13 protein-coding genes and 1 riboswitch are annotated in these 16,563 nt (G+C 41.8%); of the genes, 9 read left to right on the top strand and 4 right to left on the bottom strand.

The genetic code is table 11. The features are described from left to right. The first annotated feature begins 144 nt into the window (after positions 1–144). The gene (locus tag ABE28_RS21935) at positions 145–1,089 is read left to right on the top strand and encodes a siderophore ABC transporter substrate-binding protein (protein WP_180320025.1); all 945 of its coding nucleotides are present in this window, start codon (positions 145–147) and stop codon (positions 1,087–1,089) included. Between the two features lie 1,012 nt (positions 1,090–2,101). Further along, positions 2,102–4,069, top strand: a complete 1,968-nt coding sequence (locus ABE28_RS21930; RefSeq protein WP_064467264.1) for a lipoteichoic acid synthase — start codon at positions 2,102–2,104, stop codon at positions 4,067–4,069. Positions 4,070–4,129: 60 nt separating this feature from the next. On the opposite strand, the gene ABE28_RS21925 is transcribed toward ABE28_RS21930, so the two are convergent. Continuing rightward, the gene (locus ABE28_RS21925; RefSeq protein ID WP_064467265.1) at positions 4,130–4,750 is read right to left on the bottom strand and encodes an RraA family protein; all 621 of its coding nucleotides are present in this window, start codon (positions 4,748–4,750) and stop codon (positions 4,130–4,132) included. 365 nt (positions 4,751–5,115) lie between these two features. Here ABE28_RS21925 and ABE28_RS21920 point away from each other — a divergent pair, with 365 nt between their 5' ends. Further along, positions 5,116–5,421, top strand: a complete 306-nt coding sequence (locus ABE28_RS21920; RefSeq protein WP_156775879.1) for a hypothetical protein — start codon at positions 5,116–5,118, stop codon at positions 5,419–5,421. A gap of 478 nt (positions 5,422–5,899) precedes the next feature. Here ABE28_RS21920 and ABE28_RS21910 read toward each other — a convergent pair whose 3' ends face one another. Further along, positions 5,900–6,079 carry a hypothetical protein gene (locus tag ABE28_RS21910; protein WP_064467268.1) on the bottom strand — a complete coding sequence of 60 codons (180 nt, stop codon included), beginning with the start codon at positions 6,077–6,079 and terminating at the stop codon, positions 5,900–5,902. Positions 6,080–6,197: 118 nt separating this feature from the next. Here ABE28_RS21910 and ABE28_RS21905 point away from each other — a divergent pair, with 118 nt between their 5' ends. The 6 genes from ABE28_RS21905 to ABE28_RS21880 all read left to right on the top strand — a co-directional run bounded on the left by ABE28_RS21905 (position 6,198) and on the right by ABE28_RS21880 (position 13,030). After that, positions 6,198–6,527, top strand: coding sequence for a DUF948 domain-containing protein (locus tag ABE28_RS21905; RefSeq protein ID WP_064467269.1), 330 nt, complete (start codon positions 6,198–6,200; stop codon positions 6,525–6,527). Positions 6,528–6,857: 330 nt separating this feature from the next. Beyond that, positions 6,858–7,388 carry a YhcN/YlaJ family sporulation lipoprotein gene (locus ABE28_RS21900; protein ID WP_064467270.1) on the top strand — a complete coding sequence of 177 codons (531 nt, stop codon included), beginning with the start codon at positions 6,858–6,860 and terminating at the stop codon, positions 7,386–7,388. Positions 7,389–7,563: 175 nt separating this feature from the next. Then, positions 7,564–9,072 carry a spore germination protein gene (locus ABE28_RS21895; protein ID WP_257390661.1) on the top strand — a complete coding sequence of 503 codons (1,509 nt, stop codon included), beginning with the start codon at positions 7,564–7,566 and terminating at the stop codon, positions 9,070–9,072. 23 nt (positions 9,073–9,095) lie between these two features. Continuing rightward, a complete protein-coding gene (locus ABE28_RS21890; protein WP_064467271.1) occupies positions 9,096–10,196 on the top strand; it encodes a GerAB/ArcD/ProY family transporter in 1,101 nt (366 codons plus the stop codon). Beyond that, a complete protein-coding gene (locus tag ABE28_RS21885) occupies positions 10,193–11,275 on the top strand; it encodes a Ger(x)C family spore germination protein (RefSeq protein ID WP_064467272.1) in 1,083 nt (360 codons plus the stop codon). Before ABE28_RS21890 ends, ABE28_RS21885 begins: the two co-directional genes overlap by 4 nt. Before the next feature lie 75 nt (positions 11,276–11,350). After that, positions 11,351–13,030 (top strand): glycoside hydrolase family 13 protein, encoded by a 1,680-nt coding sequence (locus ABE28_RS21880; RefSeq protein WP_064467273.1) that lies wholly within the window; start codon positions 11,351–11,353, stop codon positions 13,028–13,030. A gap of 50 nt (positions 13,031–13,080) precedes the next feature. On the opposite strand, the gene ABE28_RS21875 is transcribed toward ABE28_RS21880, so the two are convergent. Together ABE28_RS21875 and ABE28_RS21870 are read right to left on the bottom strand one after the other, a co-directional pair. After that, positions 13,081–14,532, bottom strand: coding sequence for an amino acid permease (locus tag ABE28_RS21875; protein WP_064467274.1), 1,452 nt, complete (start codon positions 14,530–14,532; stop codon positions 13,081–13,083). Between the two features lie 98 nt (positions 14,533–14,630). Beyond that, a riboswitch (Lysine riboswitch) is annotated at positions 14,631–14,816 on the bottom strand. Positions 14,817–15,034: 218 nt separating this feature from the next. Beyond that, positions 15,035–15,997 (bottom strand): LacI family DNA-binding transcriptional regulator, encoded by a 963-nt coding sequence (locus ABE28_RS21870; protein ID WP_064467275.1) that lies wholly within the window; start codon positions 15,995–15,997, stop codon positions 15,035–15,037. Between the last annotated feature and the right edge of the window lie 566 nt (positions 15,998–16,563).

The raw sequence follows: 16,563 nt of genomic DNA, 5'->3' as shown, positions 1-16,563 counted from the left end.
TTTGGCTGTTAAAAGTTGGCGGGCGCCCATGATTATAGCTGCCTCCTGTTTCAGGGAGAATGAGAATTGGCGATGATGATTTTGGGATGGTAAGGATCCGTAAGTGATTTTAAATAAAAAATATTTTTCGAGGTGACCAAAATGATAAAGAAATTATCTGTATTGCTACTAATTGCAATGCTGGCTGTAGTGGCTGTTGCTTGTGGATCAGATAAGGAAAAAGAAGAATCAGGTGCGAAAAAGGAAACGGCTAAAAGTGAAGAAATTACGGTTAAGCACCAATTAGGCGAAACGAAAGTGAAAACGAATCCTAAAAAAGTCGTGGTATTCGATATGGGTGCCCTTGATACTCTTGATAAATTTGGTGTGGAAGTGGCGGCAGTCCCACATGATGGCCTTCCGAAATACCTTTCTAATTATAAAGATACAACAGAGAATGCTGGCGGGTTAAAAGAGCCTGACTTCGAAAAAATCAACGAATTGGCTCCAGACTTAATCCTGATTTCAGGTCGTCAATCCGAAGCATATGAAGAACTAAGCAAAATTGCCCCTACCGTATTTGTAGGTGTTGATACAACAAAGTATATGGAATCATTTAAAGAGAATGTAACGCTTTTGGGCAAAATCTTCGGTAAAGAAGATGAAGCGTCTAAAGAATTGGCTAGTGTTGAAGAAAACATTAATGCGTTGAAGGAAAAAGTTCCAGCTGATAAAAAAGGTTTAATCGTTCTTGCAAATGGCGGTAAAGTAAGTGCTTACGGACCGGCTTCAAGATTCGGAATCATCCATGATGTATTCGGAGTACCTGCTGTCGATGATAAATTGGAAGTATCGACACATGGTCAGAGCGTTTCTTTCGAATATATTGCCGAAAAGAATCCAGACTACTTATTCGTTGTTGACAGAGATGCGGTTGTCGGTGATGGCGCTGCTGCAAAAGAAACAGTCGAAAATGACATCGTGAAAAATACTAAAGCATTTAAAGATGGTAACATCATTTATCTTGACCCTAACTACTGGTACCTATCCGGAGGCGGACTGGAATCCGTTGATGAGATGGTGAAAGAAATTTCTGAAGGTATCAAATAACAGGGAAATATCGTTTTTAAAAGTGCCTGCCCTCGATTGAGGGCAGGTTTTTTTTATTTATATAATAAATTTGACTGTGTTCATATATATTTAAGAAAAGGTTGGATGAATTCAATCCAGTGTAGAGGGAAACATATGAGTCAATATGGTAACGGGGTTGGACGAGGGCAAGTTTCAAAAAAAAACCAAAATTGATCATGAAAAAAATAGTTTCTTCCTATTATAGTGTAAGCAGAACGGATGGTTCATTTTGGACGTGAATATGGACAAACATAAAGGTTCATTAATACGTATCCATGCGGTTTGGAAAATCAACCCTATGATGGTGTAAAAAAATACTCGTGAAATTTTGATGACATTTTACGGTTTGTTTTAAAAAATTCAGGACAGGGTCTGTTCAGAGATGATGTCGAAAATGGGCGAATGAAAAGAGAAGCGAGCATACAGTATTTTTGTTATATACTGGAATGTTCAACTTTCGGTGATATGGACAAAGGTTCATTGCGGTGAGGGCTTAATAAAGAAATAAAGGATAGAAGTAAGCGAGCCATAGGGAAAAGTCCATCCGAATTTTCGTTGTCGAATTAGCTGGAAAGAACACATGGACAAACTACAGGCATAGAAGTAAACGTAGATTTATATCTTTACATATTTTGTAATGTACTGGTTTTTTTATAAGTAGTCGTTTATAATAGTAAAAGCCTGAAGAAGTGAACGTAATACTCAAACTCCCTGAAAAAGTTACGGTGATATTTATTGGAATAAGATCAGGGAATCCTATATATTTGTTATAGTCGTGTAGAAGACTCAAGACGGATGGAACGCTGTTATTATTTCAAAGGCTTGTTCATAAGCTAAAGAAGTGTTCCATGATGATCGTGGCAAAAAGTGGTTTGTCACCATCTTGACTATCGGAGCGAAAGAATGCTATTATAGGTCTTGCGATTTTTCGTCCTAAATCCTTATGCAAAAGTTTATATAAATAAACCACTAGATTAATAGAGGTGAAAGCATGAATAATTTTCTTAAAAAAAGCCGGCATTTATTTGCAAATAACATACTAGGCTTTTTCTTTATTGCAGTAGTATTGTTTTGGATAAAAACTTATATTGGATATCGAGTCGAATTTAACTTAGGCCTTGAGAACGGCCTCCAGCAGTTCCTGCTGTTCATAAACCCGATTAGTTCAGCCATTTTATTCTTTGGCTTGGCACTATTGGCGAAGGGCAAAAAGTCGTTTAAATGGATTATCAGGCTGAACTTATTGATGACGTTATGGTTGTTCTTCAATATAGTTTATTACCGTTCATTTACCGATTTCATCACTTTGCCGACTTTGACACAAGTGCAAAATGCCGGGGATTTAGGACCGAGTATTTTGGAATTATTTAAAGGACATGATGTATTTTATTTCCTTGATACGGTCCTGTTGATCGTGTTGTACCGATTCAGAAACTTTAAAATAGAAGAAATCAGAGTCAAACGCCGTACGATTGGATTGGTTTACTTGGCGGGACTTGCGATCTTTGCCATTAATTTAGGACTTGCCGAAAAAGATCGTCCGCAATTGCTATCAAGGACTTTCGACCGCAACTATATCGTCAAGTACTTGGGAATGTTCAACTATACGGTTTACGATGCTGTTCAAAATACAAAAACGTATGCGCAGCGAGCAACTGCAAATAGTACGGATATAGCAGAAGTGGTCAACTATACGAAGGCAACAAGCGCTGAACCGAATCCTAAGTATTTTGGTAAAGCTGAAGGAAAGAACGTCATTTACTTGCACCTGGAATCGATGCAGAATTTCATGATCGATTATAAGCTGAATGGCGAAGAGGTAACACCATTTCTAAACTCACTTGCACATGATAATTCGGATTTCATGTACTTTGATAATTTCTTCCACCAAGTGGGCCAAGGTAAGACGGCCGATGCAGAGTTCATGCTGGAAAATTCACTTTTCGGTTTACCGCAGGGGGCAGCATTCACAAACAGATCGCAAAACACGTATCAAGCTGCACCAGCGATTTTAGGGCAAAAAGGGTATACCTCTGCCGTTTTCCATGGTAATTATAAATCCTTCTGGAACCGGGATAAGATGTATAAGTCACTTGGCTTCAATCAGTTTTTCGATGCTAACCATTATAATATGGAAAACAAAGAAGAAGTGCTTAGTTATGGTTTGATGGATAAACCGTTCTTCAAAGAATCGATTCCGATGTTAGAAACGCTAAAACAGCCTTTCTATACAAAATTCATAACGGTATCTCATCACTTCCCATATGCGATGGATCAGGAAAAAGCAACAATCGGTAAACAAACGACCGGCGATGCTTCGGTCGATAATTACTTCCAAACAGCACGCTATGCCGATGAAGCATTAAGGGAGTTCTTCGATTATCTGAAAAAATCAGGCCTATATGACAACTCGGTAATCGTTATGTATGGTGATCATTATGGTATTTCCGAAAACCATAAAGAAGCCATGTCAAAAGTGCTTGGCAAGGATGTTGGCGCATTTGAAAATGCCCAATTGCAACGTGTACCACTATTGATTCATGCACCGGGTGTTAAAGGCGGGGAAATGCATCAGTACGGAGGACAGATTGACCTCCTTCCGACCTTATTGCATCTGTTAGGTGTTGAATCAAAGGATTATGTACAATTCGGTTCGGATTTATTGTCAAAAGATCATAATGAAGTAGTGCCTTTCAGGAATGGTGATTTTGTAACACCAGATGTCACCTCCATTAAAGGGAAATACTACGATACGAAAACAGGCGAATTGGTCGAGGAAAATGATGACATCCTCAATTATAAAAAGAGAGCTGAAACGATGCTCAATTTATCCGACCAAGTCGTGAACGGGGACTTACTCCGTTTCTACACGCCGAATGGCTTTAAACCAATAGACCCTACTGATTATGATTACACGTATGAAGAAGATGGTTCAAAGGAAGCCGAAACAGGGAAATAAAGCAAAACAAACGAAACAGGCAGGAAGCAATGGCTTCCTGCCTGTTCTTTTATGTGCAGCTCATGCTTTATTCGTCATCAAGGCAATATATTTTCTAATTTCTGCAGGCTTTCCTGCATACTTTTCGGCCCGTTCTTCATCCTTTTTGATTTTATCTTTTGCGTGTACCAGGATTTCTTCTCCCCTTGCTTGAGGAATGACAACGACCCCATCTGCGTCCCCGACGATGATGTCCCCAGGAAACACAGCAACTCCGCCACAGGATATGGGGACATTCGTTTCCCCAACGCCCGCCTTGCCACTTGAAGCAATGGTGCTTCCTTTGCAAAACACAGGAAATTTCAAGTCTTTGATCGCGTTAAGATCACGGATGACCCCGTCGACTACAAGCGCCCCTATTTCCATCGTCTGCATCATGCCTACGACAAAATCTCCCGCTATTGCCCGGTATGTATCGCCTTTGCAGTCAACGACGATGATATCTCCTGGGTTGGCCTCGCCGATGGCTTTCAAGACCGCTGAATTATCACCGACAGGCACCTGTACCGTCAAAGCCCGTCCAGCAAAACGATAATCCCCATCTAACGGTTTTATTGCCGAATCCAGATTACTCATCCCCCCCATGGCATCCGAAATGGCCGTAGTCGGTAAATCCCTGAATTGTTGAATAAGAGCATTCATGAACAAGACTCCTCCTTGAAAATACATGATATAGCTTCATTATACACAATTTTTATAATTTTCCATTTATTATTTACGGTTGCTCAATCTAGATATCGCTGAGCGGAAGCTGCCTACGCATATCGACAAAATGGGCTATTCTATTTACTTGATGAATGATTCATATTGCCCTAAAAGTTATATGTTTTTGAATTTTATGAATAATAACTGGATAATAGTACCTATTATGTAGGGTTTAGTGGTATGATTTCCTTAATCCCAGATTAAGGGATAAGAAAAACCCTATTACACAGAATGGTTATAACTTTGCAGATAATAATCCAGTTATGTTGGTTGATCCTGATGGAAAACGAGCATGGTACGGGATGACTTTAGTTCTAAACCGCAAAAGAAATCTTTATGCAATTAAACAAGGATTTAAGGCAGTAAAAAAATCCTATATAGGTGATGGTTACAGTGGAGCTGTTGGAAGAGGATTTGGAGGATTCCATGAAGGGACTATGGCGTACAAGAAGAATAAAAAGTCTGAAAAGAAAGCAAGAGGCAGGGTATTGAAGAGAACCAAGGCAAGTAGAATTGGCCTTAAAATGGGTGGTAGGGCTATCTTTGGACCTGCCGCTATGGCTGTCGATGTTTATACTTTTTCTCGCGGCTACTATAAGGTGATTTAATGTCTAGTATAGTGATTAGTACAGTGTTAGCGGTAATATTGATAATTAAAGTGATTAGGGATAAAGATTATATATGGTTGCTGTGTTTAGTACCGTTTGCGTGTTTAATAGTCCTTTCCCTAACAGATATTTTGGATTTCATTCCCGGTTGGGCTGTTAGTCTTTCTTTTTATATAATTGTTATCCTGACCTTCTATTTATGTGTATATTATAGCTTAAAAAAAGACAATAAAGATAATTATGATGATTCCTCTGATTGAAAGAGGAGAGTTGTACAGGGACGTTCGTAATAGCTCACTTTTACGAACGTTGTTTCATTTTCGAAATGATAATGAGGGTTGATAGGGAGAAAGGTTGCTGCGCAAGGCAAATCCCTGTTTAATCAATCGTTTGATTAAACTTTTTTAGCGTGGTTATCCATGGGCTCCTGCGCTTTACACTGGCTGAAGGTCCCCTGATAGGGGCATAGTCGAGCACGTCAAAGCAGGATCAATACGAGGACGGAGGCTGCGAGTGTGATCCAAATCGGGCTGAAGATTTCTGGATGAATGATTAAAAAGATGATTCCTGCTATAACGGCAGCCTGCTGGATGGTTAAGTGTCTGATGAAGTGCATCCCAGCCTTGAAGCAGGCTTTTAGTAGCGGCATCTGATTCATGTTCATTCCTCCTTTTTCTTTTAATAATATGACCAGGCATAAAAGAAAATACATGGGTAATCGTTTTCCGCTGATGATTAAGGGTATAGTAAAGGTAAAACATGAAGGAGGAATTTAGGTGGTCATTGTCTACATCAGTCTTGCCCTCTTTATCGGAGCTCTTATTTATTTAGCTTTTTTTGCTTTCAAAACCTTCAAGGATTCCAAGCCGACAATCGAGAATGTGAATGAAACGGTAACACGCATTCAGGCAAAAACGGATCAAATCAAATCCGAAACGGATCAACTCTCCCTGACACAGAAGGAAATCACGGAAGATGTTCAGTATAAAAAAGAGGCTGTCCAATATACAGTGGATGCGGCCAAACGAACACCAGAACCATTCAAGAACTTATGGTATACGATAAAAGGCGATAAGCTAAGCATCAGAAAAAGAAGTGATGGGTAATCCGTTAGCACCTTCATGAGTGGAAGGTAAGCCGGGTAAAAGCAACTCAAAGAAGATACTGTCTGTATTTTGCGGACGGTATTTTTTTTGTATTCCAATTTAAGGTAATTTCCATTATTTGATAATATTAACGTATTTAAAGTGGATTGGAACGGAAGGAACGAGACACCTGCCCCGGACCGCCCAAGGGAAGGGAATGCCTGCAGTGCAATGAAACGGTCAAATTTTTACGCTGTACGAATTTATCGTACCTGATCATATCAATTCATCTGAATAATTTACTTCCTCCTTGCAAATAGTAACGTTAAACCATTTGAGAGGAGTGAAAGAATGAATTATAAAGCAATCATATCAAGTGCAATGGTGGCATTGGTGGTAACGGGTTGTAATTCCAATGGGAAAGAAGGGGCAAGTGAAAATCTTGGCCTGAATCGCACGAACCAAAATAATTATGAAAATCCAATGAATGTCAGTGACACTAGGCAAAATGTAAATAACATGCGAAATAATGATAATGGTGTAAACGATATGAGGGTTTCCGATGATATCTCCAATCGCGTCGAGGCCCTGAAGGACGTAAAAAGCGCCAAGGTCATTGTTACGGATCATCATGCTTATGTTGCTGCTGTCCTTACAGACGACAGCGGAGCTAAAGACGTCTCGAATGATCTGAAGCATAGAGTGGCAGATGCAGTAAGGGGAGCCGATCCTTCCGTGGATAAAGTTCATGTGTCGACAAACCCAGACTTTGTTCAAAGGATGGATGGCTATTCAAATGATATTCAAAATGGAAAACCTGTCGCAGGATTCGCTGATGAATTCAAGGAGCTTGTACATCGCGTTTTCCCAAGCTCAAGGTAAGTCGAATCAATTGTTAAGGCCTATCTGGAATTTCATGCCTTTAAAAGGCATGAAATTCGGTTAGGCCTTTTTCTATATCGGCAGTTCGTTTGGTAGCGGCCGGTCATGAGTAACTTTAAAGAGAATGGATACAATAATTAAAAACTGGAGGTTTTGTCACGAGGGGGGTGGAAGTGTGAGGTTCTTTAAGGGCAAGAGAGATAAAGAAGCAGCTGTTCAGGGGACATCCAGGAACTTTCAGGAATTGCTTGAAAAGTTTGAAGCATCCAATGATTTTCTTACCTTCCAATTCCCCGATGAAGATGGCTATACGATTTCTTATTTTCATTCTCTAGTCAATGATCAAAAGTTACATGAGCATATATTGGCTGTGATCAAAGATCAGCCAAGAAGGAGCCTCCGGCAAATAAAAGGCGATATACCAATGGAAGATAGTAAAGAGACCTCTGAAGTAGCCGTCATTCAACGAATGGTCATGTCTGGATCGATCATGATCCAATCAAGGAAGGCTGATGAATCGTGCTTGTTGATCCCTTGCGTTCACAGTGTGAAGAGGCAGACTTCCATACCCGAGTCTGAGTATACGGTAGCTGGACCTAAGGAAGCTTTTGTTGAATCGCTTGATACGAATTTGAATCTCATCCGCAATCGGTTACCCATTCCCGAATTGCGGTCCAGGGAATTTAGGGTGGGGAGCATTTCTCAAACAAAGTTAGTCGTGCTCTATATGGATGGCATCGTTAACCAACAGATCGTTGATACAGTCGTGCAGAGAATTGGTGATATAGATTATGATACGATCGTAGATATTTCGTTCGTAGGTCAGATGATCACCGATAATCGGAATTCGATGTTTCCGCAGCTCATTGAGACGGAGAGGCCTGATCATCTGGCTTCTGTAATTTCGGAAGGGAAAATAGGAATCATGCTTGATGGGTCGCCGCATGCATTGGTCGGGCCCAACACCATCATTTCATTTTTTTCGTCATTTGAAGATTATTTGCAAATTTGGAACCTTGGCACTTCCTTTCGGTTGATCCGCCTATTCGCCGTTCTCTTTTCCATTTTTTCATCGTCAATGTATGTTGCCGTCATAACCTATCATTATCAGGTGATACCGACCGATCTATTGCCAGTTTTAATATCGTCAAGGGGAGTGATTCCATTTCCGCCGATCCTGGAGGCGATCATACTGGAAGGAACGATTGAGCTACTCAGGGAAGCTTCGGTCAGGCTTCCTACCAAGGTTGGTTCCACCATCGGTATTGTCGGTGGTATCGTCATTGGTTCAGCGGCTGTGGAAGCAGGGTTTGTCAGTAATGTATTATTGATGCTCGTTGCCTTGGCAGCACTGGCCTCCTTTACTGTCCCGATTTACCAAATCAGTAATACGATTCGGCTCATCCGCTTCCCATTCCTGTTGGCAGCCCAATTATATGGACTATTTGGCCTGGTTTTATGCAGTGCCTTCATTTTAAGCCATTTACTGAAATTGACTTCGCTTGGCAGTCCTTATTTAGAGCCGCTCTATCCGATGCGAATTCATGACTTTAAAGATAGTTTAATTCGCCTGCCTTTTTCAAAGCAGAAAAAACGCCCGCAATTTTTACGGACGGAAGATCGAATCAGGATAAGGAAGAGGAATGAATCCAAAAGTCGTCCCCAGAGTGATATTGATGAATAAAGTCCGGAAAGCGGTGAGAGGGTATGGAAGTCAAACCAAATGAAACGAAGCTGATATCGCCACTTCTTGTTTTTTTCCTTATGCCAGGCATGCAGATTGGCGTTGGGGTTTTGGGATTTGAACGGATCATTGCGAAGGAGGCTGGACAGGATGCTTGGCTGTCCATCATCCTTTCAGGGTTAACGATAAATATGCTTGTTTGGATGTGCTACAAGATGCTGGGCAAGGGCACAAAAACTTTAGATTTGGTTGCCATTCATCATGACTTGTTTGGAAAATGGGCAGGAAATGCCTTCAATACGCTTTTCATTCTGTACTTTATCGCCATCACCATCATCATTGTCAGGACATATTTGGAGGTTATTCAAGTTTGGATGTTCCCAGGCGTGAATATCCTTATGCTAGTAAGCATCATCCTCATACTCGTGTATAGCTTCGTTGTGGGAGGGTTTAGGGTCATTACAGGTTTATGTGTCATCGGACTCATCATCACTTCCCCCTTGATCCTTTTGAATTATTTCCCATTGAAGCACGCCCATTTTGGGAATCTGGGTCCCATTCTTGATCATTCGTTCTTGGAAATCCTGAAAGCTTGCAGAAAAATGACGTTGAATTATCTTGGGTTTGAATTGCTCCTGATTTATTATCCATTCATTAAAAAGCGTGAACACTCACAAAGGTGGGCTCATTTAGGTGTGCTGTTCACCATGACGGTATACGTGATCTCCTTTATCGTCTCAATCGCCTATTACCATCAGGATCAGTTGAGGGATGTCATTTGGGCCACTTTGACCTTATGGAAAATAGCCGACCTTCCATTCATTGAAAGGTTCGAATACATCGGTGTTTCCTTGTGGCTATTCATGGTGCTGCCGAATATTTGCTTAGGGATATGGGCAGCAAGCAGAACGGCAAAAAGGGCATTCGGGGTTAGGCAGAGGAAGTTGTTGGTCATGATTCTGATCGTCATTTTAGTGGCCTGCCTTTTCTTGGATAACCGTAATAAAATCGATTTATTCAATACGATCAGTTCACGCATAGGCTTTTATGTCATTTATGTGTATCTTCCGTTTTTATTTGTATGGCAGGCGATCGTATATAAAGTAAGGGGTCATAAATCGTGAAATTCAAACTTTTATCGATTGCATTGGGCTGTTTCGTTTTGGCGTCGTGCGGGGTGGAAAAGCAAATATTGGAGGAAGTTTTAATCGCAGAAATCGTCGGCTATGACGATGCCGGTGAAGATAAAATCAAAGGTACAGTCGTTGTCGGTGTTCCTCAGCCTGGGGAGGAAGCGAATTTAGGGAAAGAAGTATACGAAGCGATTTCCCATGATATAAACGCCACCCGACAGCAGGAAAATGCCAAAACGCCATTTCCAATCGTCGGCGGGAGGCTGACAGTCATCCTGTACGGTGATGAATTGGCTAGAAGAGGGCTGAATGAGTACGTGGATACATATCGCCGCGACCCGATGGTGGGGCGGGACTTATATTTAGCGATCGTTGATGGCAAAGCGGAGGATGTCGTTAGGATGGAGCCGAAGCTGGTCAGAACTCCTGGCGTTCAGGTGAAAGAGTTGATCGAACAGAATATGAGGACGAACTTGACTGATGTGGATTTGCATAAGTATTTATATGCAAGTCATGGCAGGGGCATCGATCCGGTGATGCCCTTGTTGGAGAAGGAGGGTGATCTGATCGTCGTGAAAGGGATCGCCTTGTTTAAAAAGGATAAATATATTGGCCAATACATTCCTTATGATGACGGCTTCTTATTCAAGATCCTTAGTGAAAATTTCAAGCTCGGAAGCTATGAAATCAAATGGAAGGATAATGACTATACCAATATCAATAACGTGGAATCACGTGTCGATTATCATATCTCCGATGCCAATCGGAATCCGAGGGTCAGAGTTGCAGTGAAAACTAAAGCCAACCTGCTGGAGGTTCAAGGCTATAACCTAAACAGGGCGGTCGACGTGAACAAGATAGAGGCTAAGGCGGAACGGATCCTCGAGAAGAAATTGAATGAGATGGTGAACATGTTTCAAGCATACAATATAGATCCGCTCGCACTCGGAGATCAAGCTAAAAGTAAAACAAGGAACTTCGATCGGAAACATTGGGAGGCAGTCTATCCTCATATTCCAATTGATGTGGATTTGGATATTGAAATGATTCAAACGGGAATATCGGAATAAGGATGAATATTCTGAAGTTTCCCGCTTTATAATAGGGGGTAAGGCTTGTGTCTGTGTATCGGGAGGGAGCAGGGTATGGAGAAATCATGGTGGAAAGAAGCGGTCGTGTATCAAGTGTATCCTCGGAGTTTTATGGATAGTGATGGAGATGGAATAGGCGATCTAAATGGAATCCTGCAAAAGCTTGATTATTTACAAGAGCTTGGAGTGAATGTGATCTGGTTATCTCCCGTTTATCAATCCCCAAATGATGATAATGGGTACGATATCAGTGATTATCAATCGATCATGACCGAATTCGGGACACTGGCCGATTTTGAATTGCTGCTGCGGGCGGTGCATGAACGTGGAATGAAGATCATGATGGATCTTGTCGTCAACCATACCTCGGATGAGCATTCGTGGTTCAAGGAGTCCCGATCTTCAAAGGATGACCCAAAACGTGATTATTATATATGGAAGCCTGGCAATCAAGGGAAGGAGCCGAATAATTGGGAGTCGGTTTTCAAAGGTTCGGCATGGGAATACGATGAAGGAACGAGTGAGTATTACTTACATCTATTCTCAAAGAAACAGCCGGATTTAAATTGGGAGAATCGCAAGCTTCGTGAAGAAATTTACAGCATGATGACTTGGTGGCTTGAAAAGGGCGTCGATGGCTTCCGGATGGATGTCATCAACTTCATTTCCAAGGATCAGAGCTATTCGGACGGGCACATCTATCATCAGAAGCAATATGGCGACGGAAGTCCCTATTTTATGAATGGCCCGCGGATACATGAGTTTCTTCAGGAAATCAACCAACAGGTCCTTTCTCGATATGATGTGATGACAGTTGGGGAAATGCCAGGCGTGTCAACGGAGGAAGCGCAATTGTATACGGGAAGGAATCGCGATGAGCTACATATGGTCTTTCAATTCGAACATATGGATTTAGGCGGAGGACCGGAAGGGAAGTGGAGTGACGCTGACTGGAAGCTAAGTGATTTGAAGCGGATTCTATCAAAATGGCAAACTGGTTTGGAAGGGAACGGCTGGAATAGTTTATACTGGAACAATCACGATCAGCCTCGGGTCGTCTCAAGGTATGGAAATGACGGGAGGTATCGGATCGAGAGTGCGAAGATGCTTGCAGCCTGTCTTCATATGCTCCAAGGGACACCTTATATTTATCAGGGGGAAGAACTTGGGATGACCAATGTTACGTTTGCAAGCATCGATGAATACCGGGATATCGAAACCTTGAATTCCTACGACGAACTCGTCCATTTCAATGGCTGGTCAAAAGAGAGAACGATGTCAGCCATCCACGCCCGCAGCAGGGATAATGCAAGAACACCGATGCAATGGAATGATTCCCGCAATGCAGGATTTACGAAAGGAAGCCCCTGGATCAAGGTTAACCCTAACTTTCGCGAAATCCATGCAGAGAAGGCTTATAATGATCCGGATTCCATTTTTCATTTCTACAAAAGGCTTATTTCATTAAGAAAAGAATATGAAATCATCGTTTATGGCCGTTATGAACTGCTTCTTCCCGATGATGAAAGGATCTTTGCCTATACAAGAGCATTCAAAAAAGAAAAGCTTCTGGTGCTTTGCAACTTTAAAGAGGAGCATGCCCCTTTTTCGCTGCCAAGTGAGCTGCTTTCCCATACTGCGACAAAGCTGATCGGAAACTATGGGCAGGAGGGAACGGGAATTGCCCTCGAACCTCTTTGCCCCTATGAATGTCGTGTATATCTTTTGAAATGACGAAAGGACCTGGTCTCCCTAAATGGAGGAGACCAGGTCCTTATTATGGATCATTTGTTTTTAAGATCACATTCCTCAAGGGGAATGATTTTCGTTTTGTGCTTCCATTTATAACCTAGCCATAGGCCGAAGAAAAGAACTAAGCCGATGTAAGATACGAACATGGAATTCCAGTCGATGCCGTCGCTAGAAAAAGCTTGGTAGCCTTGTCCGATGATGATGATGATACATAGAACAAGTGCGAAGATCGGACCGAATGGGAAGCCCTTGGCCCTATATGGTAATTCATTCAAGTCAAGCCCTTGAGCTGAGTATGCTTTTCGGAACCGATAGTGGGCAATCGCAATCCCGACCCAGGTAACGAATCCGGCCATGCCGGAAGCATTCAATAACCAGATATACACAACGCCGTCCCCGAAAAATGAAGCAAGGAATGCAAGGCAGCCAACTAAAGCAGTTACGATAAGAGCATTGACCGGAACCCCCCGTTTATCCAACTTACCAAGGAATTTCGGCGCTTTCCCATCACGTGCCAAGTCCCAGAGCATACGGGTTGAGGCATACATGCCGGAATTACCGGCGGAAAGTACGGATGATAAGATGATCGCGTTCATGATGGAGGCTGCAAAGGCAAGACCGGCACGCTCGAAAACTAGCGTGAAAGGACTGACGGCAACATCTTCACTTAGCAGTCGTGAATCCGTAAACGGAATGATCATGCCAATCACAAAAATGGCAAGGATGTAGAATAAGATAATGCGCCAGAAAACAGATCTGATTGCCTTAGGAATGTTTTTTTCCGGATCTTCGCTTTCACCCGCCGTCACTCCAAGCAATTCCGTTCCTTGGAATGAAAAACCGGCGGCCATGAATACGCCTAGAATCGTGAAGAAGCCACCATTGAAGGGACCGTTGCCCATCGTGAAGTTGGAGAATCCGATGGGATCCTTTCCACCCATGATGCCAAGAATGATCAGAACACCTGTGATCAGGAAAATGACCACTGTCACGACTTTGATCATGGCAAACCAGAATTCGGCTTCGCCAAAACCTTTCACGGACATGTAATTGATAAGGAACATCATGACTAGGGCAATGGCACTCCAGATGAAGGAAGGAGTATCAGGGAACCAAAACTTCATGATTAAAACAACGGCTGCCAATTCAGCAGCAATGGTGATTGCCCAGTTATACCAATAGTTCCAGCCTATTGCAAAACCGAAGGATGGATCGACGAATTTAGATGCATAGACACGGAACGAACCAGCCACTGGCATGTATGCTGCCATTTCCGCAAGACTTGTCATTAAGTAATAAACCATGATGCCGATGACAGCGTATGCCACCAGGGCACCGCCGGGACCGGCCGAATGAATGGCGCCGCCGCTTGCTAAAAATAAACCTGTTCCAATCGTTCCACCTAATGAAATCATCATTAAGTGCCGCGCTTTCAGGCTCCTTTTCAATTCAGTAGGACTTGATGTTGACTGAGAATTAGACAATTGATGTTACACTCCTTTTTTATTGGAAGGATACGGAAAAATAAAAAAACAGCAGTCGAAAAAGATCGACGGCTGTTTATAATAAACCCGTTTATCCTTCCGAAGATAGCTCCCCACGTTTTTGAAAAAAAACGTGACAGTGATGTTCCTGTTCGGCAACACCGCCAGCGAGAATATACATGGAATATACCCTAACTTCGGCAACTTACCCTTTCTAACGGAGTCGTCAATCTTCCAGAATCTCGTCCGTTATACTTTTATAAGCTGCAGCCTCTAACTCATCGGTAAATGAGGAAGTATTCAATTTTAAAAAATGATCGTTGCGTCTCTAAAATAGAAGACGTCGTACGATATTTACTCCTGCCATCTATAAAAGATTGCTAGTGATTGAGTAAACTTTACTATATTAAAATTATAAAATAATCTCAAAGATATAGCAATGGTTAATTTAAGTGGTTATTTTTTCCTAGTTAAGGGAAGAAGCAGCTCAAGGTTGCCTATGTTAAACAGTCTTTCTTTTTATAAGGGTGTAGTCCAATTTCACATGTTTGATGACTTCGGGATTCTCGAATAGCTCCACTGCCATTTTCCCGATCCATTCCAAAGGCAAGGATATGGTCGAGATATCGAGCATCTCACTGAGGCTGCCATCATTGAAGCCCAGGATGGCTACATCTTCAGGTATCCTTATGCCGGATTTATTAGCGGTCAGGATGAATCCTGCAGCCGTGTCATCATTCGTGATGATGATGGCATCCGGTTTGTTTTGCAGCGAATTCCATTCCTGATACAAACGGACCCCGTCCTTAATATGATAGCTCCCCTCGAAGAGCCAATCCTGATTGTTGATAAGCAAATGCTCTTTCATGATGTCGTCGAAGGCCTTTGCCCGAAGATAGCTGTTCCTGCTTTTTTTACGGCCTAGACTGTAGCCGATCTTCTTATATCCTTTAGCGATAACATATTCGAGTGCACAGGAAAAAGCTGCATAATGATCGATGCTGATGGATGATAATTCAGCCTGAGCGGTATCTTCACATAAAATGACCGGACCATATTTTTGATAGCTCAAAAGGACTTTCATTTCCGAAATCCGGGAGCAGATGATCATGCCGTCGAGCTGCTTCATTTGCAGCATATTCAAAGCCTGGATTTCCTTCTCTCTTTCATAATGGGTCTGAAAGATGACGACATGATAGCCGATTGCATTTGCCTGCTTAGTGATGCCGTTCAAGATAGCTCCGTAATACGGATGATTGGTGAAGGGGAGGATGATGCCGATAAGGTTCGTTTTGCCCTTTGAAAGATGAATGGCATTGATGTTCCGCGAATAATTCAATCGTTCAATCGCTTGTAATACGCTCTCTCTTTTATCGGGGCTTACATATGGATGATTATTCAATACCCTAGACACCGTTGAGACGGATACACCGGCAAATTGGGCAATTTCTTTAATATTTGTCATGGGATTCACCGATTTTCTTTTTTTATATTGTACCCTATGAAACCCATTTCAGAGCAAGATTGCAGTTGTTTCCACTGGATATTTTTTGGCATGGGGGCTTGTTATGATATGGGTTTCATCCTTTAAGATTGAATGAAGTCTTAAGGGAGGAGGGAGAATGAAATGTTCCAAACTTTAATCACCCTGGTAGCACTATGCGGGATCGAATTGGGATTGGCGTACTTAGCAATATCTTTGAAACCGGGAAAATGAAGATTGTATAATGCACAGCGCAAAATAACCGATTTTCAGAAGGTCCTCTTCTTATATTCACCATTCCGGCCCACCATATAACTATATCTTCATAAAAAACACCCTTTACTGTTTGGAATGCGGCATTCCGGACAGTTTTTATTTTGGTGAAAATCATCGCAAAAAAAATATCTTATAGAATTAAAATAGTTGCACTTATTTCGAATATTTGTGTATAGTATAAAATAAGTTGAGCAAAGGAAACTTTTTAGTATATGCGACAACGTAAAAAAATTTACACTAAAATTTGCGTAAGGTAAAAACTTTTAGAAAGA

It is taken from the genome of Peribacillus muralis (assembly GCF_001645685.2).
Classification (GTDB): Bacteria; Bacillota; Bacilli; order Bacillales; family DSM-1321; genus Peribacillus; species Peribacillus muralis_A.
This window is presented reverse-complemented; position numbering and strand designations above follow the sequence as displayed.